At 55.8% G+C, this 22,808-nt stretch carries 17 protein-coding genes; 7 read left to right on the top strand and 10 right to left on the bottom strand.

Translation table 11 applies throughout. The features are described 5' to 3' along the window. Nucleotides 1-1,045 precede the first annotated feature (1,045 nt). On the bottom strand, nt 1,046-2,215 hold the full coding sequence (gene prpF, locus ACT9T4_RS00970) for a 2-methylaconitate cis-trans isomerase PrpF (RefSeq protein ID WP_042553968.1): 1,170 nt from the start codon (nt 2,213-2,215) through the stop codon (nt 1,046-1,048). 149 nt (nt 2,216-2,364) lie between these two features. On the opposite strand from prpF, the gene ACT9T4_RS00965 reads away from it, so the two are divergent. The 3 genes from ACT9T4_RS00965 (at nt 2,365) to ACT9T4_RS00955 (ending at nt 7,356) form a co-directional block, all read left to right on the top strand. Then, nucleotides 2,365-3,291, top strand: coding sequence for a GntR family transcriptional regulator (locus ACT9T4_RS00965; protein WP_042553967.1), 927 nt, complete (start codon nt 2,365-2,367; stop codon nt 3,289-3,291). Nucleotides 3,292-3,796: 505 nt separating this feature from the next. Further along, nucleotides 3,797-6,553, top strand: a complete 2,757-nt coding sequence (gene acnA, locus ACT9T4_RS00960; protein WP_499115051.1) for an aconitate hydratase AcnA — start codon at nt 3,797-3,799, stop codon at nt 6,551-6,553. Nucleotides 6,554-6,630: 77 nt separating this feature from the next. Beyond that, nucleotides 6,631-7,356 carry an ABC transporter substrate-binding protein gene (locus ACT9T4_RS00955; protein WP_042553965.1) on the top strand — a complete coding sequence of 242 codons (726 nt, stop codon included), beginning with the start codon at nt 6,631-6,633 and terminating at the stop codon, nt 7,354-7,356. Between the two features lie 149 nt (nt 7,357-7,505). Here the strand turns inward: ACT9T4_RS00955 and ACT9T4_RS00950 are convergent, their stop codons facing one another. Beyond that, entirely contained in the window at nt 7,506-8,441 is a 936-nt protein-coding gene (locus ACT9T4_RS00950; protein ID WP_042553964.1) for a GntR family transcriptional regulator, read from the bottom strand. A gap of 431 nt (nt 8,442-8,872) precedes the next feature. Between ACT9T4_RS00950 and ACT9T4_RS00945 the strand changes: the two genes are divergently transcribed. After that, nucleotides 8,873-10,192: a CitMHS family transporter gene (locus ACT9T4_RS00945; RefSeq protein ID WP_042553963.1), complete on the top strand. Its 1,320-nt coding sequence runs from the start codon at nt 8,873-8,875 to the stop codon at nt 10,190-10,192. 418 nt (nt 10,193-10,610) lie between these two features. Here the strand turns inward: ACT9T4_RS00945 and ACT9T4_RS00940 are convergent, their stop codons facing one another. Beyond that, nucleotides 10,611-11,465 carry a glycine betaine ABC transporter substrate-binding protein gene (locus tag ACT9T4_RS00940; protein WP_042553962.1) on the bottom strand — a complete coding sequence of 285 codons (855 nt, stop codon included), beginning with the start codon at nt 11,463-11,465 and terminating at the stop codon, nt 10,611-10,613. Nucleotides 11,466-12,156: 691 nt separating this feature from the next. On the opposite strand from ACT9T4_RS00940, the gene ACT9T4_RS00935 reads away from it, so the two are divergent. Continuing rightward, complete coding sequence (locus ACT9T4_RS00935; RefSeq protein ID WP_499115050.1) at nt 12,157-12,897, top strand: AzlC family ABC transporter permease; 741 nt, start codon at nt 12,157-12,159, stop codon at nt 12,895-12,897. After that, on the top strand, nt 12,894-13,220 hold the full coding sequence (locus ACT9T4_RS00930; protein ID WP_179538856.1) for an AzlD domain-containing protein: 327 nt from the start codon (nt 12,894-12,896) through the stop codon (nt 13,218-13,220). The genes ACT9T4_RS00935 and ACT9T4_RS00930 overlap by 4 nt, the downstream gene beginning before the upstream one ends. 114 nt (nt 13,221-13,334) lie before the next feature. Here the strand turns inward: ACT9T4_RS00930 and ACT9T4_RS00925 are convergent, their stop codons facing one another. The 7 genes from ACT9T4_RS00925 to ACT9T4_RS00895 form a co-directional block, all read right to left on the bottom strand. After that, on the bottom strand, nt 13,335-14,825 hold the full coding sequence (locus tag ACT9T4_RS00925) for an aldehyde dehydrogenase (RefSeq protein WP_499115049.1): 1,491 nt from the start codon (nt 14,823-14,825) through the stop codon (nt 13,335-13,337). A gap of 1 nt (nt 14,826) precedes the next feature. Next, a complete protein-coding gene (locus ACT9T4_RS00920) occupies nt 14,827-15,729 on the bottom strand; it encodes a dihydrodipicolinate synthase family protein (RefSeq protein WP_499115048.1) in 903 nt (300 codons plus the stop codon). A 73-nt stretch (nt 15,730-15,802) separates the two neighbouring features. Further along, complete coding sequence (locus ACT9T4_RS00915; protein ID WP_042553957.1) at nt 15,803-17,122, bottom strand: NAD(P)/FAD-dependent oxidoreductase; 1,320 nt, start codon at nt 17,120-17,122, stop codon at nt 15,803-15,805. Between the two features lie 94 nt (nt 17,123-17,216). Beyond that, nucleotides 17,217-18,278 (bottom strand): GlxA family transcriptional regulator, encoded by a 1,062-nt coding sequence (locus tag ACT9T4_RS00910; protein ID WP_499115046.1) that lies wholly within the window; start codon nt 18,276-18,278, stop codon nt 17,217-17,219. Nucleotides 18,279-18,309: 31 nt separating this feature from the next. Beyond that, a complete protein-coding gene (proX, locus tag ACT9T4_RS00905; RefSeq protein ID WP_231570160.1) occupies nt 18,310-19,323 on the bottom strand; it encodes a glycine betaine/L-proline ABC transporter substrate-binding protein ProX in 1,014 nt (337 codons plus the stop codon). 52 nt (nt 19,324-19,375) lie between these two features. Further along, complete coding sequence (gene proW / locus ACT9T4_RS00900) at nt 19,376-20,332, bottom strand: glycine betaine/L-proline ABC transporter permease ProW (RefSeq protein WP_042553954.1); 957 nt, start codon at nt 20,330-20,332, stop codon at nt 19,376-19,378. A gap of 47 nt (nt 20,333-20,379) precedes the next feature. Then, entirely contained in the window at nt 20,380-21,411 is a 1,032-nt protein-coding gene (locus ACT9T4_RS00895; RefSeq protein WP_042553953.1) for a quaternary amine ABC transporter ATP-binding protein, read from the bottom strand. A gap of 337 nt (nt 21,412-21,748) precedes the next feature. Here ACT9T4_RS00895 and ACT9T4_RS00890 point away from each other — a divergent pair, with 337 nt between their 5' ends. Then, the gene (locus tag ACT9T4_RS00890) at nt 21,749-22,708 is read left to right on the top strand and encodes a LysR substrate-binding domain-containing protein (protein WP_042553952.1); all 960 of its coding nucleotides are present in this window, start codon (nt 21,749-21,751) and stop codon (nt 22,706-22,708) included. Nucleotides 22,709-22,808 lie beyond the last annotated feature (100 nt).

The following is a 22,808-nucleotide window of genomic DNA, read 5'->3' as shown; positions in this document are numbered from 1 at the left end:
ATCTCACCGTGCCCCAGACAGAAAGAAGCTGATTTACCGTTCCAGGCAAACTCGAAAACAGGCGGTCTCTCGAGATTGTTTATTTTGCAGCAGAAACGCCACTAGGCTACGCCTGTAAAATTGAGCTTGTCAACGCGCAAACGCAACCAAGGCGTATCTCTAACCCCACAAACCTGTCGCACCAACATCTATTCGACGAATCTAAAATATTCATGCTTTTGATTTTTAAGGGTTTTTTATATTAAACGCATACCGCAATCACAGGAGCGATTTTCAAGGCTGGGAAGCGCCACCTGCTCGAATATGCGTTTGATATGCCATAACAGCAATAGCCATTATGATCGCTCAGCCACCTCAGGTGAGTGGACGCCCTGTTTTTGAAGCGGCAGCGCTCCTAGCGCTTGATGACTAGATTGCGAACCCAGGCAGGACGCTATCGGCATTGCACCGTGGATTCGGCTAAGGACAAAAAGAGGCGCTTTCCAAGTTACTCAGCCTGATAGCACCTGCGCTCCTGCTGTAAACGCGCTGCCAATCAGGCAGCAGCTGCAGGCAGACCTGAAGACGCCTACCGAACTACGGCTGTTTGAACCTTCATTTATGGAAATCAGACGCGCGATAGGATTGCCGTCATCCAGGGGGATTCGTGCTCCGAAATGGTTGGATCATTTCATCAACCAGCTGCACAAGACCGGCCTCATCGAGGGAGCGACCAAGCGAGATGAGATCACTGGTGTTTCGGCACCTTCCGACTGAAGCTGTAGTGCGCTGCGATGAGCTAGGCCTTGCGGCACCCGGCCATGGGTGCCGCCTTATCTATAGCAATCAGAAAATACTCTTGGTCACTCGGATCATCGATGGACTGCTGCTACCCAAGTAGTCATTGCTGGCAACCAGAGTGGATGTCAAACAGGGTAAGCCTCATACAGCCTGAGCAAGCACCCACATGAACGTTTCATGCACAAAGCAACGCTTGTCTGCCATGCCAGAGAAAATAGCGGATCCTATAAGCAATAGGATTCGCTTCAGGCATTAATGAATTGCTTTAGAGGGAGCATACGTCTGCTGGAACCCACACATCACCCGTCATGATTCGGCGAGCAGATCGGCTCATTACCGCTTTGGACACAACCCACTTTCCATTCACCTCACGAGCCTCTGCCCCGACAGCCAAACTTCCAGATGGGTGACCAAACCGTATTTGACGCCCGCTTGCATCAGGTACCAGCTGATTGACGATGGTTCCAGGGATCATCGCGGCGACTGCAATAGCTACCGCACCGGTACCCGTCATAGCGTGGTGGAGTTTGCCCATCGAAAAGATTCGAACATTGAGATCAAGGTCATCAGGATTGATCGACTTACCGCCTGCGGCAACATAAGCAATAGGCGAGGAAATGAACGCAAGCTTAGGTGTGTGGGGACGATTGCGAGTCGCTTCTTCTGCGGACTTGGCCAGCCCCATGCGCACGGCCGCGTGAGAACGAATCGCCTCAACACTAGCTAGCAAATCTACGTTTTGATTGATCTCCGCTTGGAGCTCATTGCCTCGCAGACCCAGAGCCTCGGCCTGAATGAAGATTGCCGGATTGCCTGCATTAATCAGTGTCAGCTTGACCTCACCGACCCCAGGAACCTCAAGGGTGTCGACCGGGCTTCCGGTCGGAAACATGCTACCGCCGTCGCCATCATCGCCACCGCTAGGATCAATAAACTCGAGCTTGATCTCGGCAGACGGGAACGCAACACCATCCAGCTCAAAGCGACCTTCTTCGATTACCTGCCCATCACGCATAGGAACATGAGCGATGATCCGAGCACCGATATTCGCCTGCCAGATACGGACAATTGCGATGCCATCCGCAGGGGCATCGACAAGGCCCTGACTAATAGCGAAAGGCCCGACTGCGGAAGTGAGATTTCCACAGTTTCCAGACCAGTCGATGACGGGACGATCAATGGCGACCTGGCCAAAGCGATAGTCGACATCACAGTCGTCTCGCTCAGATCGAGCGATGATTACAACTTTGCTAGTGCTAGAAGTGGCACCGCCAGTTCCGTCTATCTGCTGTCCATACTCATCAGGGCTGCCCACCACCCTAAGTAGGATCCGATCTCGGAGGGCCTGATCTTTGGGCAAAGCGTCATCGCAAAAAAAGACCCCTTTGCTGGTACCGCCGCGCATGTAATGAGCTTTGAATGACTTCTGTGACATGACACCACCCTCAATCTAAATTGCGCTTATTGATACTAAAGCGCAATTGTCTCATATTTTTTAACGGACGCCAATTTGCAGGCTGGATGCAACATGGGCAGGGATGTGTATATTTGAGCGATCTGACTGAATCTTAAAAAGAAAAACGCATGACCACTGACTTGACCAACAGCCAGCGAAAGGCGCTTCGCGAGATAATTAGCTACGTACGCCGCGAGCAGCTCGCCCCTGGCGCCCATCTGCCTGAATGGACGCTCGCCAAGCTCATTGGCACATCTCGATCACCGGTGAAGATCGCGCTGGAGTGCCTCGTAGGTGTTGGCTTCATGCGCTATGACCGCAATCGCGGATATCACCTGGAAGGAGAGATCGACTCATTGCCAAGCGAGGTGCTAGACCTCCTCGGAGAAGGCGATGACCCGATGTATTTGCGACTGGCAGAAGCTCGCTTCGATGGTCTTCTACCGGACTCGGTCACCGAGGCCGATTTGGTGCGATTGCTCAACGCTACGCGCAGTGAGGTGAGTAAGGCGCTTGGCCGGGCACAAAGTGAAGGCTGGGTCGAGAAGGAAGTGGGCTACGGTTGGCGCTTCCTACCAATGATCGACTCGCTCGAAGCCTACGACGACATGTACAGCCTGCGAATTGCCATTGAGCCGGCGGGCATTCTAAGCCCTAAATTTCGCCCTGATCTCGAAGAGCTCCAGATGCTGCGCCAGGAGCAAATGAGCATCTTGAACGGTGGCTACAAGACGATGACTAGCATTGATCGGTTTGAGTCAAATGCACGCCTTCATGAAACGATTGCCAAATGGTCAGGTAACCGATTCTCGCTGCAAACTCTTCGTCGCCTCGATCAAATGCGCAGGTTAGTTGAGTACCGTCAGGCCCGACACGAGCTTCCCCGTCAAGAGCTTGCGCAGGAGCACATCCACATTCTCGATGCGATCAGTCAGGGCGATAATCTCTACGCAGCGAGTTTGATGCGCCAACACATCGAGGATGCAAGGCGCAAGAAGGCCGTTTCCAAAGTCTTCGAACATCCCATTAAGAGCGATCATCCAGCGTCAGGATGACCCGTTTAAGCTCCGATCTACTCGTGCAGCCGCTCATCGGCTGCGCGCTGAAAGCTCCTGACGTAGCCAGTGGATCATCTGCATCTACTGCGCCGAGCACCTTCATTTTGCCGGGAGCGACTGTCATCACTCGGCTAATGGCTCAAGTAACGTCAGCTAAGCGCGTTTCTTGTTCGTGATGGCCGCATCGTGCCGAGTTGCGTTGACAGGCCGCAGTGCGCATGCGTGTTGACAAACACAATTCAATCGAAATAGTCTGATTGCGCTTTATAAAATAAATACGCAATCTGTGATTTGTATGGCGTCGGATTATCAAGTTGTAAACGGCGCACCTCATCTCAGCCACAAGCAAGTGCAGTGGTTAGTACCCATCTAGCGTGCCGTTGAGGCTCTGTCTCAATGCGTTCAGCGCGTTCGTCTCACTCCCAAGGCGTTATCGCGCGCATGCCTGGGTAAGCGGCAGACCACTACGTACCCCCTGATTAGCACATCGAGAATGATAATAATGACCGATTCCAAGTACTTCGACAGTCTTCGTACCTTAGAGGCAGAGGATGGAAGAGCCCTGTCCTACCACTCATTGGATGCGTTGGAGTCTGCAGGCTATCCTGCGATTTCTCGGCTCCCGGTCGTCATTCGAATTCTTCTGGAATCAGTGCTGCGTAATTGCGACGGCAGCAAAGTTCTGACGAGCCATGTTCAAGATCTCGCTAGCTGGCGGCCCAATGCCAAGCGCGAGCGAGAGATCCCTTTTGTGGTAGGACGTGTGCTGCTGCAAGATTTTACCGGCATTCCCCTGCTGACGGATCTGGCCGCCATGCGCAGTCAGGCTAGCAAGCGAGGTGCCGATCCGAAATTGATCGAGCCGCTAGTGCCCGTGCACATGGTGGTTGATCACTCCGTTCAGACTGAATTCTCCAATGAGCCTAACGCCCTGCGTAAGAACATGGAGATTGAGTTCCAGCGCAATCGTGAACGCTACGAGTTGATGAAGTGGGGAATGCAAGCCTTCGATACATTCAAGGTGATCCCGCCGGGAATCGGGATCTGCCATCAGATCAATCTCGAGTACTTGGCACAGGGCGTTATCGAGAAGGACGGTGTGGTTTATCCAGATACCCTGGTCGGGACTGATAGCCACACAACCATGATCAACGGAATCGGGGTCCTCGGTTGGGGGGTAGGCGGCATCGAGGCAGAAGCTGGCATGTTGGGCCAGCCGGTTTATATGCTGATGCCCGACGTCGTGGGGGTAGACTTGACGGGAGAGCTGCGCCCAGGAGTTACGGCTACTGATGCCGTCCTGCAGATAACTCAAACACTCCGGGCTGCTAAGGTCGTTGGCAAATTGGTGGAGTTCTTCGGCGAGGGGGCGAGGTCGCTTAGTGCGACCGACCGCGCAACAATCGCCAATATGGCACCTGAGTACGGTGCTACCACCGGCTTCTTTCCGGTCGATGAGAAGACTCTTGATTACTACGCCCACACTGGTCGCAGTGACGATCAGGTCAAGCTCATACGCCGGTACTTCACTGCTCAGGGACTGTTCGGGTCGCCTGCAAGCGGAAGCATCGATTATTCCCAGGTGATCACGATCGATCTCGACCAGATTGTTCCTTGTGTTTCCGGCCCCAAGCGTCCTCAGGATAGGGTGGATCTTGCCGCCCTCGGCTGCCGTTTTGACGAGGTCATGCTGCAGGATGCCAAGAGCGGTGGATATGCCAAGAATGAAGAGCAACTGGAGCAGCGTTTTCCGGTAAGCACCCGCTCGGTCGATGGCAGTAAGGCCGACTACGAGGTTGGCCACGGCGATGTGCTGGTCGCGGCAATCACGTCCTGTACGAATACCTCCAACCCGGAACTGCTTATCGCGGCAGGATTATTAGCTCGTAATGCGCTGCGGCACGGCTTGCGAGCCAAGCCGTGGGTGAAGACGCTTTTTACCCCGGGCTCACGCGTAGTCTCCGCCTATCTGCAAGATGCTGGACTGATCGCCCCGTTGAACGAGTTGGGTTTTGGAATCGCTGCCTACGGTTGCGGTGCATGCGTCGGCAACATCGGTCCACTGGAGCCGGCGTTGGAGAAGGTGGTCGTTGGCGAAGATCTGGTTTGCAGTGCGGTGCTATCCGGAAACCGGAATTTCGAAGCTCGTATCCACGCCAATCTACGTGCAAATTTCCTAGCCAGCCCACCGCTTGTGGTGGCGTTCGCGTTGGCGGGAAGCACTCGTGTGGATCTCACCAGGGTTCCGTTGGGCCACGGTAAAGATGGCGAGCCAGTAATGCTCGCAGACGTCTGGCCGAGCAACGACGAGATAAAGGCGCTCAGCGTAAAAGCAGGCAACCCCAAGCTGTATCAGGATTGGTACGCCGACCTCACGCGCGATCACGATCTGTGGAACGGCATCACGAGCGCGACTGGAAATGTGTATGACTGGCCTGCTTCTACCTACGCGGCAGAACCGGACTTCTTCGATACGAGTATCGCTGCCAAGCCGATCAAGAATGCTCGCGCGCTGGCGATCCTTGGCGACTCTATCACCACCGACCACATAAGCCCTGCAGGCTCGATCTCCGCAGGTTCAAGCGCAGGACGCTGGCTCATGGAGCATGGTGTTGATCAGAAAGACTTCAACACCTATGGCGCTCGACGCGGCCACTTTGAAGTCATGGTCAGAGGGACTTTTGCCAACGTCCGTCTGAAGAATCAGATGTTGCCGTTGAAAGCTGATGGCTCGGCTGACGAGGGGCCCTATACGCTGCTGCAGCCCACTGGTGAGCGCGTAGGCCTGTTCGAGGCATCTCGCCATTACCTGGAAAAAGAGACGCCTGTTCTAATTTTTGCGGGTGATGAGTACGGCACTGGGTCGAGCCGTGATTGGGCTGCCAAAGGCACGCGCCTACTTGGCGTCCGGGCCGTGATAGCCAAAAGTTTTGAGCGTATTCACCGCAACAATTTGGCAGGGCTGGGTGTGCTGCCGCTGCAGTTTAAGAATGGTCACGACGCGCAAGCACTTGGTCTCGACGGCTCGGAGCATTTTGATCTACTCGGAATCGATGATGGCGTCGAACCTGGGCAGGACGTCGTGCTGAGCATCACACGTAAGGACGGCACCAAAGAAGAGGTCGTACTTCTTGCTCGAATCGATACTGCGATCGAAGCCACCTACTTCCAAAACGGTGGGATTCTGCCCTACGTCCTTGATAGCCTGCTCGCGCCGGCCAGCAAGGTTGCAAATAGCCAGCGCAAAGTCATGTCGTAAGAGCCTTGCGTCACTGACCTCACGATCATTTACAGCCCATCACTTGATGGGCTTTTGTCGAAGAACGGGACGATGACATGAATGAGTTACTGCATATCGTGAAAGGCGAGCTTGCTCCAGAAGGAGTACTGCGAGCAGCGATCAACTTTGGAAATCCGGTCTTGGCGCAACCCGGGCACGACGGTTCGCCACATGGCGTATCCGTTTCTCTTGCCAAAGAGCTGGCGAGCGAACTGCAGGTTGAGCTTGAGCTGATTTCTTTCGACGCCGCGGGAAAGGTCTTTGCGGCGATGCAAGATGGCGTATGGTCAATTGCGTTTCTTGCAATAGAACCCGTTCGAGCGGAGCAAATCGATTTCAGCGAGCCCTACGTAATCATTGAAGGCACTTACCTGGTCAAGGATGACTCGCCCTACACTCATTGTGATCACTTGGATAATGATGGAATCAGGATTGCCGTGGGGCAAGGGGCTGCCTATGACTTGTACCTAAGTCGAACACTGCAGAAGGCGACACTAGAAAGAGCATCAACCTCCTCGGGGGCAGTTGATCTGTTCATTTCTGATGCCCTTGATGCGGCAGCGGGGGTACGGCAGCCCCTTGAGCTGTTCGCAGCCAGCAATACGGGTTACCGGGTTCTGGAAGGCGGATTCACGGCGATTCGTCAGGCGATGGCGGTGCCTAAGCAGCATAAGCAAGCCGCAGCCTATATCCAGACATTTTTGAGCAAGCGGCTTGAAAGCGGTTTTATACGGGGTGCCTTACTCGCAACCGGCCAGACCGATGTAAGCGCGCCGAGGTGAGTGAAAGCTATCCTGTCGACATTGCTACGCCTAGTGACCTCTAGCCAGTATTTATAGCGCCTGCTCTATAAGGCGAACAGTTAGTCGAGCGAGGCCTTCCAATATGCATGCGGCTCGTCAGAGATCTTGGCCAACGTCGAAGCCGCGCATCACTTGCTAGATAACGTTGTAGCCTTGCTCTCGGATCGTGGATACACCCGCGCAAACAGCCCCGACTTTGCCTTGCACCTTCTTGCCCCGTCTAGATGCGCGTGCATTCGCTCCGCTGCCGCTTCAAGATCGCCTCGCTCGACACAATCCAGAATTTCAAGGTGCTCTAAAACTTGGCCATGCCAATGCTTGCGAGAGAGATTCAGGCGGGATTCCACAATCGCACGTAACGCATTGATCCGTCTAAGGGACTGCAAGGCAAACCTGTTGCCGGAAAGCTTCGCAAGCGTTTCATGGAACATTGAATTGGCTTCGAAAATCTCCCACGGAGTCATGCTCAAGTATCCGCCGTCGGCAATGTACTGCTGCTGATCTCTGCAAGCTTTCAGCTCACAAGGATCGGCAGTAAACGTCGAGCTGCGCAGCCCTGCCGTTTCAATGGACAGGCGATAAAAGTAGCTCTCCTCATAGGCCGCCAGTGAGTCGATTATTGGCAGGATGCTCCAGCCCTGCCCTTTTCGTAACACTGCCCAACCTTCCTTTTGCATGCGAAACAATGCGGCTCTGAGGCTGCTGCGGGATTCGTTGAGCTCTCGCATCAAGGCAATCTCGGTAACGTGTTCAGGAAGCTGTTGGTCAAGCTTTAGCGCTACCAGCCTCTGGTAAACCGAATCTTCGTCCTTTGCAGAAAATTCCAGGATGAGTTCCTGCAGTGCTTCTGCAGCGCGTGCCAGGAAAAAACCACGATTGTGTTCATGCCTCAGAATTCCACACTCAGCCAGATGTACCAACGCGGCCTTAACAGGCGTTCGGGAGACATTGAGCAGCCTTGAAAGGTGCAGTTCCACCAAGTGGTGGCCGGCAGGTAGGCGGCGGGAACGCACGTAATCCAGTATTTCGCGAGCTATGCGTTTCTGCAGCTGGGTTAGCGTCATTCAGCTGAACCTGAAGGTTGGGATTTAGTTGGCTTATGCATCGGCGATACCGTGGAAACTCTTCAGTGGGCTAGCCATCAGCACGTTCTGAACTTGCTGGCTGTCTCCTTGCGGCATCTGCGGCAAGGAATCAGGTGATGAAAATCATTTTACGCAATTGCGTTTTATGGTCAACAAGCTCAGTATCGTAGCCTCATAAGTCGAAATCAGTGCGCTTTTAGATGCTAATAAGCAAAACTGAGACGAAAAGCGTCCAATAAAGATAAAAATGAGGCTTGAAATGATGAGTACCAATCCCTCCAGTAAGACCCCGCGAGTTGCACAAGAGCCGCGCCGGCCAACCCTCCCACATTAATCACTGTGCCTACTTTGAGGTGGCGTACCCCTACGCCGCCAAAATGCCGCTGTGGCGTGAATAGAGGAGTAATGCTGTGTTGACGGTTCTCGGTTTCTCCATGGTTACCTGCTTCATGTATCTGATCATGACCAAGCGCATGACTGCGCTGATTGCGCTGATGCTGATTCCAATTGTCTTCGCAGTGATCGGTGGGTTCTATAACGGGCTCGGAGGCATGATGCTGGATGGCATCAAGACACTCGCCCCGACTGGTGTGATGTTGACTTTCTCGATCCTCTATTTCGGGATCATGATCGATGCTGGTCTCTTTGATCCGTTGGTTCGCTTCATCTTGCGTTTGGTTAAAGGAGATCCCTTGCGGGTGAGTGTGGGCACTGCTGTGCTCACACTACTGGTGTCACTGGACGGGGACAGCTCAACCACGTACATGATTGCCATTGCTGCGTTCCTGCCGCTTTATCAGAAGCTGGGGATGAGCGTTCTAGGGCTTACGTGCATCGTCAATATCGCAAGCGGCATCATGAATATTTCGCCGTGGGGTGGGCCGACTGCGCGAGCGGCAGCTGCGCTGCATGTGGATGCGATGGATATCTTTCTACCGATGCTGCCGGCCATGGGACTGGCGTGTTTAACGCTTATATTTACCGCGTTCCTTATAGGTCAGCGCGAGCGCAAGCGGCTTGGCGTCATTGATGTTACGGGCTTTGGTGAAAACCTGGCTCTGGGTAATGGCAATGCTGAGGAGTGTGAAGCTGCACGGCGCCCACGCATGTTTTGGCCAAACCTTATTCTTACCACAGCTCTGCTTGTCTGCCTTGTTGTCGGACTGATGCCGCTTCAGGTTCTATTCATGGTCGCCTTTGGCATCGGCTTGATGCTCAATTACCCGCGAATTGAGGAGCAGAAGGAGCGAATTGGTAGCCACGCTTCAAATGTACTTGCAGTTACATGCGTGATTTTCGCTGCCGGTATTTTCACCGGGATCCTGCAAGGAACCGGAATGGTAGACGCGATGGCCAACAGCTTACTGGTTGTTATTCCTGAAAGCTTCGGCCCTTACTTAGGGGTATTCACAGCTCTTGTCAGCCTGCCATTCACATTCTTCATGTCCAATGACGCGTTCTACTTTGGAATTTTGCCCGTCCTCGCACAGACTGCTGCAAATTACGGCTTCACCACTGTTGAGATCGCAAGGGCATCGGTGGTTGGTCAGCCGGTACATCTTTTGAGTCCACTGGTGCCGTCACTATATCTCCTGGTCGCACTGGCCAAAGTAGATCTGGGTGACCATCAGCGCTTCACTCTCAAATGGGCGATTCTTGCGTGTATGGCGCTACTTGTTGGCGCTCTGCTGACTGGCGCATTCCCGCTTTACTCGACCGTCACCCCATAAGAATCTAGAGCGTGCTGTTCTGGCCAGGGATTGGCCGGAACAGCAATTCTCTACCGCTTATTACTGAGCAGTCTCTTTCAGCGACAGGCCGGTATATATCGGGCCAAGCTCATTCTCGAAGCAGGTCATTCCATCGCGAGCGCAGCCGAAAAACGGGATACGGCATCAATATCGCGCTCAGGCAGCGACGGGTGTATCGCCCGGACAATGGCGTCACGACCCTCGAAATTCTGGCCGCAATGATCAGAAACCAGGTCGGTTTGAGGGGGTGGTTTAAATCTGTCGTGAAGTCGAACGTCAGATGTTGGGTTACGCCCAGGCCCCGGGTCGTCAAAACGATCGGGGCGCGAGGAGATATGCTTCAAGAGCGACCACGGGAAAGCCGAGCATGGCCGCTCTGTATCCGAGCTCTAGCCGATTATTTTAGCCATTCAGCCACTCTTTCCGGGTTCTTGGCGATCCAATCCCTTGCGGCAACCTCTGGCTTGGCGCCCTCGTTAATGGCGAGCATCACTGCGCCAACCTCATCGGAAGTCCAGGTGAATCGTTTCAAGAGCGCCACTACCTCAGGAGCCTTCTCATTCACGGTAGGATTGATGACGGTATCAACGCGTTCAGCATCTCCGAAGACTTTCTTTGGATCATCTAGAAAGTGCAGCTTCCACTTTGCAAACATCCAGTGGGGAACCCATCCCGTCACCACGATTGGCTTTTCTGCGCGAATGGCTCTGGATAGCGCGATAGTCATAGCCGGACCTGAGCTCGGCATCACTCTGTAATCGAGCTCGTATTGCTTCAACGCATCTTCAGTCCGACGCATGATGCCCGCGCCAGCGTCGATGCCGGTTATTTGCCCGTTGAGCTCGGACTTGATGCCGTTGAGATCCTCGATGCTTTTGGCATCCATGTAGTCTGGTACCACCAAGCCTATCCGGGCACCTTCGTAATTGGTGCCAAGAATCTCAACCTTGTCTTTGAATTTCTCGTAGTAGTCGCCATGGGTCGCCGGTAGCCAGGCAGAAAGAAGTACATCCAGATCCCCTCTGGCTACGCCCTGCCACATTATGGCCGGCTCTGCCGGCTGCAGTTTTACCGGATAGCCAAGCTTTTCGTGGATGATCTGGGTCACGACATGGGTCGTGGCCACGCTGTCATCCCAACCGTTGACGAAACCAAATGAAAGTTCAGGTTTTTCGGCTACTGCATTGGCAGCCATACCTAGACTCAATGTGGCCGCGCCGAGGCCAGTGATGATGTCCTTCAAAGAGAGCATGTGGGAAGTTTCCTTATGATTATTGTTGGCGATGATTACTCGCGGTAGTGGTACTGCTTGATAGTCGGGCTAACGATACCGAGATGTCGCTAGCCAGATTTTGAGGGTCAAATGGGCGATCTCGTTCAAGTGAGATGCGGTATCCGCCATCACGATCAACCCGGGTTCGGTTAGCGTCCTAACCAGAAATGCGGTGTAGCCGAGCGTGTGGCGAGAGCACTGATACGAGCGGAAGAATCGTGCCCAGCCGCGGCACCGGCCGACATAGCGACAGGGAACCCCAACACAAGGTGATGCTGAACTGCGTACCAGTTTGCCGGGAGACCTGTTCGACGAGCCGATTCGCGAAAAAGGCGCCACCTGATGGCCTGCAGATACAGGCCCTCGCAAATATAGTGCAGCCTCAGTGTCGCAATGAGGCCATTGGAAGTCGGATCTCGTTGGTCGTGAAAATCTCTAGTGGGCACATGATCGGGCAAGCGAGATCAAGAGCATCTAGCCTAACGCTCGCATTTGCCGGAATACCTTGGCTCATCTCTAGAGATGCGTACCTCAATCGTTACTAAGTAGTGGGTGACGTGGCATCGGCAAAGCAACCAGCAATAGAGTCTCGTATGAACTGAAATAGTTCGACAGCGGCGCCCCGCATGTATCTTTAGCCGGGGGAGAGTTTTACTTTGGAGGAGCCAGCATGCCCTACCGAACAAGAGCAGACGCTTTTTGGGCAGGTGTCCGTGCGCTCATTCCATTGACTCCGGGCGTGGTTCCATTCGGGCTTCTGGCAGGTGTCATGGCCATCGGAGTCGGCATGACACCGGGCATGGCGATGGGCATGACGTTGCTGTTCTATTCCGGCTCCGCACAGATGGTCGCGCTGCAGTTGATGCAAGACGATGTCTTGCCAGTGGCGATCATATTCACTGCGTTGATCATCAATTTGCGCTTTCTGATGTACAGCGCATCGCTCGCGCCCTACCTGCATCACCTGCCTCGTCGCTGGACATGGCCTCTGTCTTACATGCTGTCCGACCAGTCGTACGCCACCTGTATTCTCAAACTGTCATCTGGCGAACTGGGGCGCTTTGCTCACTTCTTCTACGCCGGTACGGCGCTGACCATGTGGTTGTCCTGGCAGCTCTCGGTCATGGCCGGCATCTTTCTGGGCACCAGCATTCCCGATACCTGGTCGCTGAGCTTCGCGATCCCCCTTTCGTTTCTGGCTCTGCTGGTTCCGGCAATCCGCAATTCGGCAAGCCTTGGCGCTGCTGTGATCGCAGGCGTGGTCGCGGTATGGGCAGTCAACATGCCGTATAACCTGGGCCTGCTGACTGCATCGATAGCCGGTATCGGTGCGGGGCTGCTGATCAGCAAGACGCGCCAGCAAACGGCGGATGACACGAGCGTTAGCAACGCCGAGCGAGAAGCCCCATGAGCGACTTGTTCCTGTGGGGGCTGTTCCTGGCTGTCGGCCTCGGAACCTTCGCCATACGACTTTCCTTTCTCGAGCTCTATGGCCAGATCAGGATTCCGGCAATTCTCAGCCAGGCCTTGCAGTTCGTTCCTGCCAGCGTGCTGGCCGCGCTGGTTTTACCGGCGGTGGTATACCCCGGCGGACAAAGCGAAGTGGTATGGAGCAGCCCGCAGATTCCGGCCGCCATCGTGGCCACCTTGATAGCCTGGAAGGTACGCAATACCACGCTGACGCTCGTGGCGGGCATGGGGACGCTATGGGCTCTTGAGCTGTTGGGTTGGTGATGGAGTTGCAGTATTTGCACGGCTTAATACTGCTCTACTCTCCTTGAGCAAGGCATCCAGCACTACTCAAATGCTGGATGCCCTGATCGCTCCGCGCTGGGCCGAATGAGCGTGCTACGACGCATCGATCCAGATGGTTTTCAGCTCGGTGTACTGGTCATGCGCCCAGATCGATTTGTCGCGCCCACCGAAGCCGGATTCCTTGTAGCCACCGAACGGCGTTGATGCGTCACCCTCACCGAAACAGTTGACCGTGACGATGCCGGCACGGATTTCCCGTGACAGGCGCAGCGCGTTGCGCAGGCTGCCGGTATAGGCCGATGCGGCCAGACCGTAGACGGTGTCGTTGGCCAGGTCGATGGCTTCGTCGATATCCGTGAAGGTGGTCACCGACAGCACAGGGCCGAAGATTTCCTCGCGGAACAGGCGACTTTGACGATCCACGTCGTTGACCACGGTCGGCTGAACGAAGATGTGCTTCTCCGTCTGCCCGCCATAAACGATGTCCAGTTTGTCGCTATGCGCCTGGTCGAGATAGGAGCGAACCTTCTCGAAGTGCGCCTTGCTGACCATCGCACCGAGGCGATTTTCCGGATCCAGCGGGTCACCCATCTTCCAGCTCTGGATGTGTACACCAATGCGTTCCAGCAACGCATCCCTGACCTCGGCGTGGACGATCAGGCGGGATGAGGCAGAGCAGTTCTCGCCCATGTTCCAGAATGCGCCATTGACGATGAACTGGGCGACCTGGTCGATATCCTCGACATCGTTCATGACGACTGCCGGGTTCTTGCCACCACACTCAAGCACGACCTGTTTGAGGTTGGATTCGGCGGCGTACTTGAGGAACAGGCGGCCAGTTTCAGTGGAGCCGGTGAAGCTGACCATGGCGACATCGTTGTGGCGACCAATGGGCTCACCGACTTCACGGCCGCCACCGGTGACCACGTTGAACACACCTCCAGGAACCCCCGCTTGGTGGGCTAGCTCGGCAACGCGCAAGGCAGTGAGTGTGGTTTCTTCAGCCGGTTTGACGACGATGGAACAGCCAGCGGCCAGCGACGGGCTGATCTTCCAGGCCAGCATCAGCAGCGGGAAGTTCCAGGGCAGCACCAGGCCAACCACACCGACCGGCTCACGCACGACCATGGCCATGGCTGCCGAGCCAACCGGCGCGGTGCTGTCGTAGATCTTGTCGATCAACTCGGCGTGCCAGCGCAGGGTATTGACGGTTTCCGGCAGGTCGACGTTCTGGCATTCCTGAATAGGCTTGCCACTGTCCAGGCTTTCCAACACGGCCAGCTCGTGAGCGTTATCTTCGAGCAGTTGAGCGAAACGCAGAAGGATGCTTTTACGTGCACCGGGCGAAAGCAGTCGCCAGCGACCATCGTCGAACGCCTCGCGAGCGGCTGCAACAGCGACGTCGACATCCTCGGCGTTACAGGCTGCGATGTTGGCCAACAGTTCGTCGGTTGCCGGGTTGGTGGTGATGAAGGTTTCGCCCGACAGCGCATCACGGAACTCACCGCCGATGAAGGCCTGGGTACGGACGTTCAGCTTGGCAGCGATGTCTGCATAAGCTTGTTTGGTGAGCAACTCGGTCATGTCAGGCCTCCTGAGTGATCAGCGATACGTTTTTCTTCAGCGCGGCCACGACGCGCTCCAGTTCGGTTTTTTCGTCGCTGCTCATATCCTTGAGCGGAGCCCGTACACCACCGGCGCGAAGGCCGCTGATTTCGCAACCATGCTTGATCGACTGAACGAACTTGCCGCCCTCCAGGAAGTCCATCAGCGGCAGCATCGCTGCCATGATGCGGCGGCCCTTGTCGAAGTCCTTTTCGATCACGCACGCCTCATAGAGCGCGACGTGCTCGCGTGGCACGAAGTTGGAGCCGGCGCACACCCAGCTACGGGCGCCCCAGGCGAAGAACTCCAACGCCTGGTCGTCCCAACCGCAGGAAATCTGCAGGTTGGGTCGATGAACCGCGAGGTGATGCAGGCTCGCCATATCACCCGAACTTTCCTTGATCGCCTGAATGTTCTTGCATGCAGCTACGGCGTCGAAGAATTGCGGCTGCATAGCCACGTTCATACGGCCGGGATAGTTGTAGAGCATGATCGGCAGGCCAGCGGCTTTGTCCACGGTGAGCACGTGTTCGGCGATTTCCTGCTGAGTCGGCAGTGCATAGGGCGGCGTTCCGACGAGGATGGCGTCGGCCTTTTGGGACTTGGCCACCTCGGCGAAGAGCACGGAATCCTCGGTGCGAATGGCGCCTGTGCCAATTACCAGCGGCAAGCGGTTGCCGATCACTTCGCGAGCACGGGTGATCAACGCGATACGCTCTTCGCTGGTATGGGCGTAGTACTCACCCGTAGAGCCGCCGATGACAATGCCGTGCACCTTGGCCTCGATCAGGTATTCGAGAACCTCCGCAAACGCACCATGGTCGATCTCGCCATTGCTCTGCAGCGGAGTAATGGCCGGAGTGAAGATGCCGTCGAAGTTCATGGGTAGAGCCTCCATCTGGTTGATTCATTGATAGTGCGGAACCGGAGCCCCGCGTTTCGGCAGTACGTTGGCCTCAGCTCTCCCGCCCTGCCCGGCGCTGCCCCCAGAGCAGGTTCAGATTGACCCCTGCTGACAGGAACGGCTGCGGTGGGTTTGCGTTGGGGCCTGGAGCGGCCAGCAGGAAATCGATCAAGTCATTGCGTTCGCCAGCGAGCCAGTCGGCCAGCAACTTACCGGTGATGGTGCCGCGTGTTACGCCTAGCCCGTTGCAGCCCAGAGCGCCATAGACGTTGGGCGCCAGCTGGCCGAAGAAGCCGTTGTGGTTGCGGGTCATCGCCAGTGCGCCGCCCCAGGTGTATTCGAAATCGACGTTGGGCAGCATGGGGAAACGTTGCGCATAGGAGGCCCTGTGACGCTGCAGAAAACGCTGCAGGTATTTGGGGTTACTGCGGCCATCAGGGTTGAAACTGAAGCTGTTGCGAATCAGCAGACGGTTGTCCGGCGTGCGGCGAACCGTGGTACCGAACGGATCGGCCGGAATGACTCCCCAGTAGGGTTTGCCTTGCAGGCGCGCCTGTTCGTCGCTGGTGAGCTGGCGGGTGATGCTGCCGTAGGTGAAGATCGGCAACATGCGCCCCTGCAGAAAACCGAAATGCTGACCAAAGGAATTGTTGGCCAGCACCAGCCGGCTGGCAGAGATGCTGCCAGCGGCATGCCGCAAGCGTGTTTTGTTGGTGCTGTATTCAACTTCCAGAATCGGCGTGCGCTCGTAAAGCGTCACGTTCGCGGGCAGGTTGTCGGCCAGGCCTTTGACCAGCGCCGAAGGCTGAATCAACACCGCACCTGGGGTGTACAGGGCCCGGCGATAGAAGTGCGTGCCAATGTGATGCGGCAACTCTTGCTCGCTGAGCATTTCATAAGGCTGGCCGAGCTTGTCCAGGCCACGGCGGTATGCATCGAGCACCGCCAGGCCTCGCCGCTCGACTGCGGCCTGATACTTCCCGCAGGCCTTCATCTGGCAGTCGATGCCAAAGGTCTCGACCCACTGGCTGAGCAGACGCTGGCCAGCCAGGTTCAGTTTGAGAACGGTTCTGGCGATATCGAGATCGCCGATGTAATCCTCGGCGCCGATGTCATGGGGCAGATCGATTGCAAAGCCGGCGTTGCGCCCGGAGGGTCCGAGGCCAACCTCCTGCGCCTCGATCAGCACCACTTCGTCATCCGGGAAGTTCAGCGCCAGTTGCCGAGCTACCGACAGGCCGGTAAACCCCGCGCCGATAACCACCCAGGGTGCCTCACTGTGCCCATGATGGCTGGCACAGGGTTTACGCGGCGGGCTGAGGTGGAACCAGCCACAGCTGTTGTCATCGGCAGGCAAGGCGTGAACTTTCATGAGTGCTGAACCATTGCAATTGAGGAAGCGGCCTGAATGCAGGGCCTACTGAGCTACACCCGCTGTTTGGCGAGCGGTTCCTTGGTTATCGTGATCAGGTGCTCGGCTGTGCCTGGAAAGCCGAGTGGTGGCTCAAATGCGAGTCGTAGGTGGTTCTGAATTCCATCGGCGGCAGCCCGAACAGATCCTTGAAACGACGGTGAAAGTGCGGGTAGCTGACGAACCCGGTAGCCAGAGCTACATCGGTCAGCGAGCGGTTGCTATGGACGATCAACTGACGCGCGCGAGTCAGGCGCAGCTCCAGGTAATAGCGCAACGGTGGCGCGTTCAGATGACGTGAGAAACGACGTTCTAGCTGTCGCCGTGAAACGCCGACCTGATCAGCAATCAGATCGATGTCCAGCGGTTCTTCTATGTTCTCCTCCATCATCGACAACGCCACACTCAACGGTTTGGGGAGGCACTTGCCACTCGGCCTCGAAATGGCGGGCAAATCCTGTTGATGACGCTCCGGCTGGTGCAAGCGCTTGATCTCGTCCTCGAACACCAGTGTATGCCCCAGTGCGCAGCGCTTCATCACCGCCAGCATCAAGTCCAGCACCGCACCAGGTTCGGCACTGGTGCCAACGCGGCCGCTGAGTGCGTGACCACTGCCACCGAGATCCAAAGACGGGTGATACTCCTTGATCGGCGCGAGACTATCGGGATGGCATACACCGGCCCGGTTTTCGAGAAGCCCAGCCTGCGCCAGATGAAATGCAGCGTTCCACAGGCCGCACATCATCGTGCGCTCGAGGGCGGCGCGGCGCAGCACCTTACTCAGTACGGCGTTTGGCGCCAGCCTGACGCGGTGCCCTCCGACGAGCACAAGCATATGGTGCTGCACACGAACCAGTGGCAGGCGCTGGGTATCAACCGTCACACCCACATCACTACGGATGGCACCACCAGTCAGCGACCATGTGCTGATCTGGTAGTCGACACCCTGCTCGAGTGCAGTGCCCGTATTGAGCGCGTCCAGTGCAGTGGAAAAGGACGTCAGAGAAAACTGGTCAAGCAGGATGAAGGCGACACGAACACAGCGGCTTGCCGGAGTGCCACCCACGCCAAACACCTGGTTTCGTGATTTCAGTACGCTTTGAAAGGAGTCTTTCATGATTCACCTGCCTGCCCAGAAAACTCTGCCGTTACTGCTGTCCAGCTGCCCGTGCATCTTTCAGCCAGCTGTCCCATTCGGTCTGGTGAGCACTGATCCACTCCTGGGCCTGGCGCTTTATAGCCTCGAGTGACTTCTCGCCATTTTGCATACGCAGGTTCTGTGCGCTTTCGTCTTCAGTGGATATGCGGACTTTGGAAAGGAAGGTGCGCGCTGCCGGATTTTCCTCGGCGAACTCCTTGTTAAGAACCGCCTTCACGTTGTCGATCGGAGCGCCGAGATTCTTGCCATCGAATGTGGTGTTCACGTCATTCTTGCCGTCGGGCAATGAAGTGAATGGAACCGGCAGCCATACGACGTCGCGCCCTTCCACCAACACGCCAGAGATCCATTGCGGCACCCAGGTGTAGTAGAGAATCGGTTGCCCCTGCTGATAACGAGAAATGGTGTCGGCCATCAGGGCGAAGTAAGAGCCACGGTTATTGGTGACGGTATCGTTCAGGCCGTAAGCCTTGAGCTGGTGCTCAATGATCACCTCACAACCCCAGCCCGGGTTACAGCCGGTAAGGTCAGCTTTACCATCACCGTTGCTGTCGAAGAGCTTGGCGATTTCCGGCTTCTTGAGGTCAGACACGTCCTTGATGTGGTGGGCATCGGCGGTTTTCTTGTCGATCATGAAGCCTTGCAATACCCCGGGCATCACGTCACCGACCGCGGTCATCACGTCATCGCCGCCAGCCTTGGCGTAGAACGCAGCATGCAGGTGCTCCCACATGTGCACGGTGAAGTCTGCATCGCCGTAAGACAGCGCCAGAAACAATGCTGGGTAGTCAGTCTCTTTCGGTTGTTTGACCTCGTAGCCAAGCGCCTCGAGCCCCGCTATAGCTATTTCGCCGCGAAAACGCTCTTCGGCGATGGTCGGGAAGATAGGCGTGACCGATACCCCCTCACCGGGTTTGTCCGGGTTGGCTGCCTGAGCGGCGGATACCAGAATCATGCCGATAACCGGAGCGGCCATGGCGGCAACGATAGCTCTCTTGCACATGGAGAAATTCATGAGTCACCTGCTGATGTTTTTAATTAGAGGAAAGGCAAGTTCAATGAGTTAAAGGCTGTGCAACGTCTTTCTTTTTCTTCTTCAACCGCACCACTAGCCCGACCGGACCACTGTGGTACCAGCGCTGACCGGTAGTCAGGTGTTGACTGCGCTCACCCAGCGCTTGGGTGAAACGATCCAGACAAATCGCCAGCAGTACCAATCCGATACCGCCAACGCTCGCCAGCGCCATGTCGAGCCGGCCAATACCACTCAGTACCATCAGCCCCAGACCACCGACGGAAATCATCGACGCCACGACTACCATCGACAGCGCCAGCATCAGGGTCTGGTTGACACCAGCCATGATGGTGGGAGCGGCAAGCGGCAGCTGCACCCTTAGCAGCATCTGTCGAGGCGTACAGCCAAAGGCCCGTGCGGCCTCGATTTTGTCTTCAGGAACCTGACGAATACCCAGGTTGGTGAGACGTACCAGTGGCGACACCGAAAAAATGATGGTGACGATTACGCCAGGCACGTTGCCGATGCCGAACAGCATCACCACCGGAACCAGATAGACGAATGCGGGCAAGGTCTGCATGGCGTCGAGCACTGGGCGAATCAACACCTCGAGACGGTCGCTGCGTGCACAGGCAATGCCCAGTGGGATACCGATCACGGCACAGAAAAACAGCGAGGTCAGAACCAGCGCGAGAGTGACCATGGCGTCGCCCCATACGCCGATCAATCCCAGGGCAGTGAGCGTGACGACCATCAGCGCACCGATTCGGCGTCCGCCCACCTGCCAGCCGATCAGGCCCGCCAGGATGATGAATACGCTAGGTGGTACCGACATCAGCGCTGCCTGGACACCATCGAGCACCTGATCGACAGGCCAGCGAATGGAGCGAAATACATCGCGAAAGTTATGCACCAAATAACGAAGTGCATCTTCCACCCATGTCCCTACTGGAACATTGATCGTTTTGAACGGGTCGAGAAAACTAAAATCGGACATGAGCTGTACCTCAGCCTCAACAACGGCTTACTTTACGTAGTGCAGGTTTAGTTTCCGCCAAGACAACTCAGCAAGCGGCCTTGAGAAATACTTCCCCGATAGACGCCAGCCTCATCAACTACCGGAACGGGCAAAGCGGCCTGCGCCACAATATGGAAGATCTCGTTGAGCGGAGTTTCGGCCTTCAGCGAGGGCTGTCGGCCCGGCTCATAGGCAATACCGCCTTCTTGGGCGATATCTCCAGCCTTGAGAATTCGACTGGAATCGAATCCGTTGAAAAATGCGCGAACATAATCGTTAACCGGATTGCTCAACAACTCACGTGGCGTACCGATCTGTACAACTTTGCCACCTTCCATTATCGCAATGCGATGGCCAATACGAACGGCCTCTTCAATATCATGGGAAATAAAGATAACGGTGCGATTTTGTTCTTTCTGAAGCTTTATCAGTTCACCCTGCATCTCACAGCGGATCATAGGATCAAGGGCTGAAAATGCTTCATCCATCAGCAAGATAGCCGGATCGTTTGCCAACGCCCTTGCCAGCCCCACACGCTGCTGCATGCCGCCCGAGAGCTGGTGCGGAAAGCAATGTTCCTGCCCGGCAAGGCCTACCTGGCTTAACGCCTCGAGAGAACGCGCATTGCGCTCCTTTTCCGAAACGCCACTTATCTCCAGGCCGAAGCCGACATTATCGAGTACCGACATGTGAGGCATCAAAGCAAAGGACTGAAACACCATGCCCATGTCCCTGCGACGAACTTGCAGCAGGTCTTTATCAGCAAGGCCGGTGATTTCCTTGCCATTGAGAAAGATGGAGCCGAAGCTGGGCTCGATGAGTCTGTTGAATAAACGCACCATGGTCGACTTGCCCGACCCAGACAAACCCATTATGACGAAGATCTCACCACGCCTGACCGAAAAATTGGCATCGAATACGCCAATCACTTGCCCGGTCTTTTCAAATATATCTGCCTTGGTTGCGCCATCGCGCACCATATCCAGCGCTATTTTCGGTTGAGAGCCGAACACCTTGTAAACATTACGAACAGACATGATTTCATCGGTTTCACTCATGACTCGCCTCCTTCAACCTCGGCGCGCTCGCCATAAACCAGCGCACAGTGATAGAAAATAATTCTTGATGGGCAGGAGCAATGAGTGTCTGTTTTCACGACGATATCCTATTTTTATTGTTTGCCCGCGGAGTAGGGCTTTCGTCAAAACTATAATCATCCCCCCGGCAAATCCAACTACATTTCCAAAGGCAATTTGATAACCTCGCGTTATGCATTCGCTCAACGCCACCGGAGTGTCGTGTAGAGAACAGACCTACGCGCTTGCGCGTCTTACCCTTCGACACGCGTGCACCGTGCCCCCTGAGCATGGCACTGCAGTTATTAACGAGGCTCGAATGTCCAAGCACACCGACCCAGATGCCCTACTCCTCAGAATGCCCTCATTGCGCGCGGTAAAGGCATTCGTTGCTGCTGCAAAATATGAAAGCTTCACGCGTGCCGCAGAAGCGTTGTGCGTATCGCAAGCCGCAATCAGCCGGCAGATTCGAGAGCTTGAAGGTTATCTAGGCGCCCAACTGTTTGACCGTGTTGGTCGGGCGGTGCAGCTCACCAGCGCCGGCGAGCTTTTCTTCGATGCAGCACAGTTATCGTTCGTCAACATCGCCCAGGCCGCCGAGCGCATCCGCAGTAATCAAGCCAGTAAACGCATGCTGACGGTTTGCTGTTCACCCGCGTTCTCGGCGCTGTGGCTGTCGCAGCACCTCCCGGATTTTTTCGCCCAGCACAACGACATCGAACTGAACCTGATCACGACTCAGAACTTCTTGGTCATGGAACCCGGTGTACAGCCGGATATCTTTATTACCAAACTGCCCAAGGTGGGCGAGGGATACCGCAGGACTGCTCTGTTCCACGACGTCATCTACCCTGTGTGCTCACCACACTATCTGGAGCGCAACCCGCAGCTCTGCACGCTCGAGGGCGTACGTGATTCGTTGCTGCTCAACCTGAGCCCCTACGGACGCTCACAGGTAGCGGAACACGTCGACTGGGGCGTATGGCTGGCGTTTCAGGGCATCAATATCGATGAGCGCCCAGCGACAAGCCCACAGATTTTCAGTGCCAACGACTACAACCTGATCATCAGCATGGTGCTCACTCATCAGGGCGTTGCGCTGGGCTGGAATCATCTGGTCAAGGCCCTGCTCGAACAGGGCCTTCTGGTACGGCCAATCGAGGCGGAGGTGGAACTGCGCAACAGCCGTCACTATCTTTCTATTCGCGAAGAGGCGGAAGACGTCGATGCCGTGCGGCGTTTTCAGCAATGGATATTGGGCCACTTCGCACGCCGCTAGCCTGACCTGCGGTTATCCTTTGCACGAAGAAAACGTCGCTAGAGTACGACGATGCGCTGGCCCACTGTCTGCGGGGTGAATATTTCCCGAGCAGAGCTCA

This window comes from Pseudomonas sp. SZ40 (assembly GCF_052958135.1).
The sequence above is the reverse complement of the archived record's forward strand: the minus strand, read 5'-3'. Positions and strand labels throughout refer to the sequence as shown.

Coding starts and splice junctions, on each gene's coding strand:
- prpF (WP_042553968.1), bottom strand. CDS start 2,215: ATGTCACAGAAGTCATTCAAAGCTCATTACATGCGCGGCGGTACCAGC.
- ACT9T4_RS00965 (WP_042553967.1), top strand. CDS start 2,365: ATGACCACTGACTTGACCAACAGCCAGCGAAAGGCGCTTCGCGAGATA.
- acnA (WP_499115051.1), top strand. CDS start 3,797: ATGACCGATTCCAAGTACTTCGACAGTCTTCGTACCTTAGAGGCAGAG.
- ACT9T4_RS00955 (WP_042553965.1), top strand. CDS start 6,631: ATGAATGAGTTACTGCATATCGTGAAAGGCGAGCTTGCTCCAGAAGGA.
- ACT9T4_RS00950 (WP_042553964.1), bottom strand. CDS start 8,441: ATGACGCTAACCCAGCTGCAGAAACGCATAGCTCGCGAAATACTGGAT.
- ACT9T4_RS00940 (WP_042553962.1), bottom strand. CDS start 11,465: ATGCTCTCTTTGAAGGACATCATCACTGGCCTCGGCGCGGCCACATTG.
- ACT9T4_RS00935 (WP_499115050.1), top strand. CDS start 12,157: ATGCCCTACCGAACAAGAGCAGACGCTTTTTGGGCAGGTGTCCGTGCG.
- ACT9T4_RS00930 (WP_179538856.1), top strand. CDS start 12,894: ATGAGCGACTTGTTCCTGTGGGGGCTGTTCCTGGCTGTCGGCCTCGGA.
- ACT9T4_RS00925 (WP_499115049.1), bottom strand. CDS start 14,825: ATGACCGAGTTGCTCACCAAACAAGCTTATGCAGACATCGCTGCCAAG.
- ACT9T4_RS00920 (WP_499115048.1), bottom strand. CDS start 15,729: ATGAACTTCGACGGCATCTTCACTCCGGCCATTACTCCGCTGCAGAGC.
- ACT9T4_RS00915 (WP_042553957.1), bottom strand. CDS start 17,122: ATGAAAGTTCACGCCTTGCCTGCCGATGACAACAGCTGTGGCTGGTTC.
- ACT9T4_RS00910 (WP_499115046.1), bottom strand. CDS start 18,278: ATGAAAGACTCCTTTCAAAGCGTACTGAAATCACGAAACCAGGTGTTT.
- proX (WP_231570160.1), bottom strand. CDS start 19,323: ATGTGCAAGAGAGCTATCGTTGCCGCCATGGCCGCTCCGGTTATCGGC.
- proW (WP_042553954.1), bottom strand. CDS start 20,332: ATGTCCGATTTTAGTTTTCTCGACCCGTTCAAAACGATCAATGTTCCA.
- ACT9T4_RS00895 (WP_042553953.1), bottom strand. CDS start 21,411: ATGAGTGAAACCGATGAAATCATGTCTGTTCGTAATGTTTACAAGGTG.
- ACT9T4_RS00890 (WP_042553952.1), top strand. CDS start 21,749: ATGTCCAAGCACACCGACCCAGATGCCCTACTCCTCAGAATGCCCTCA.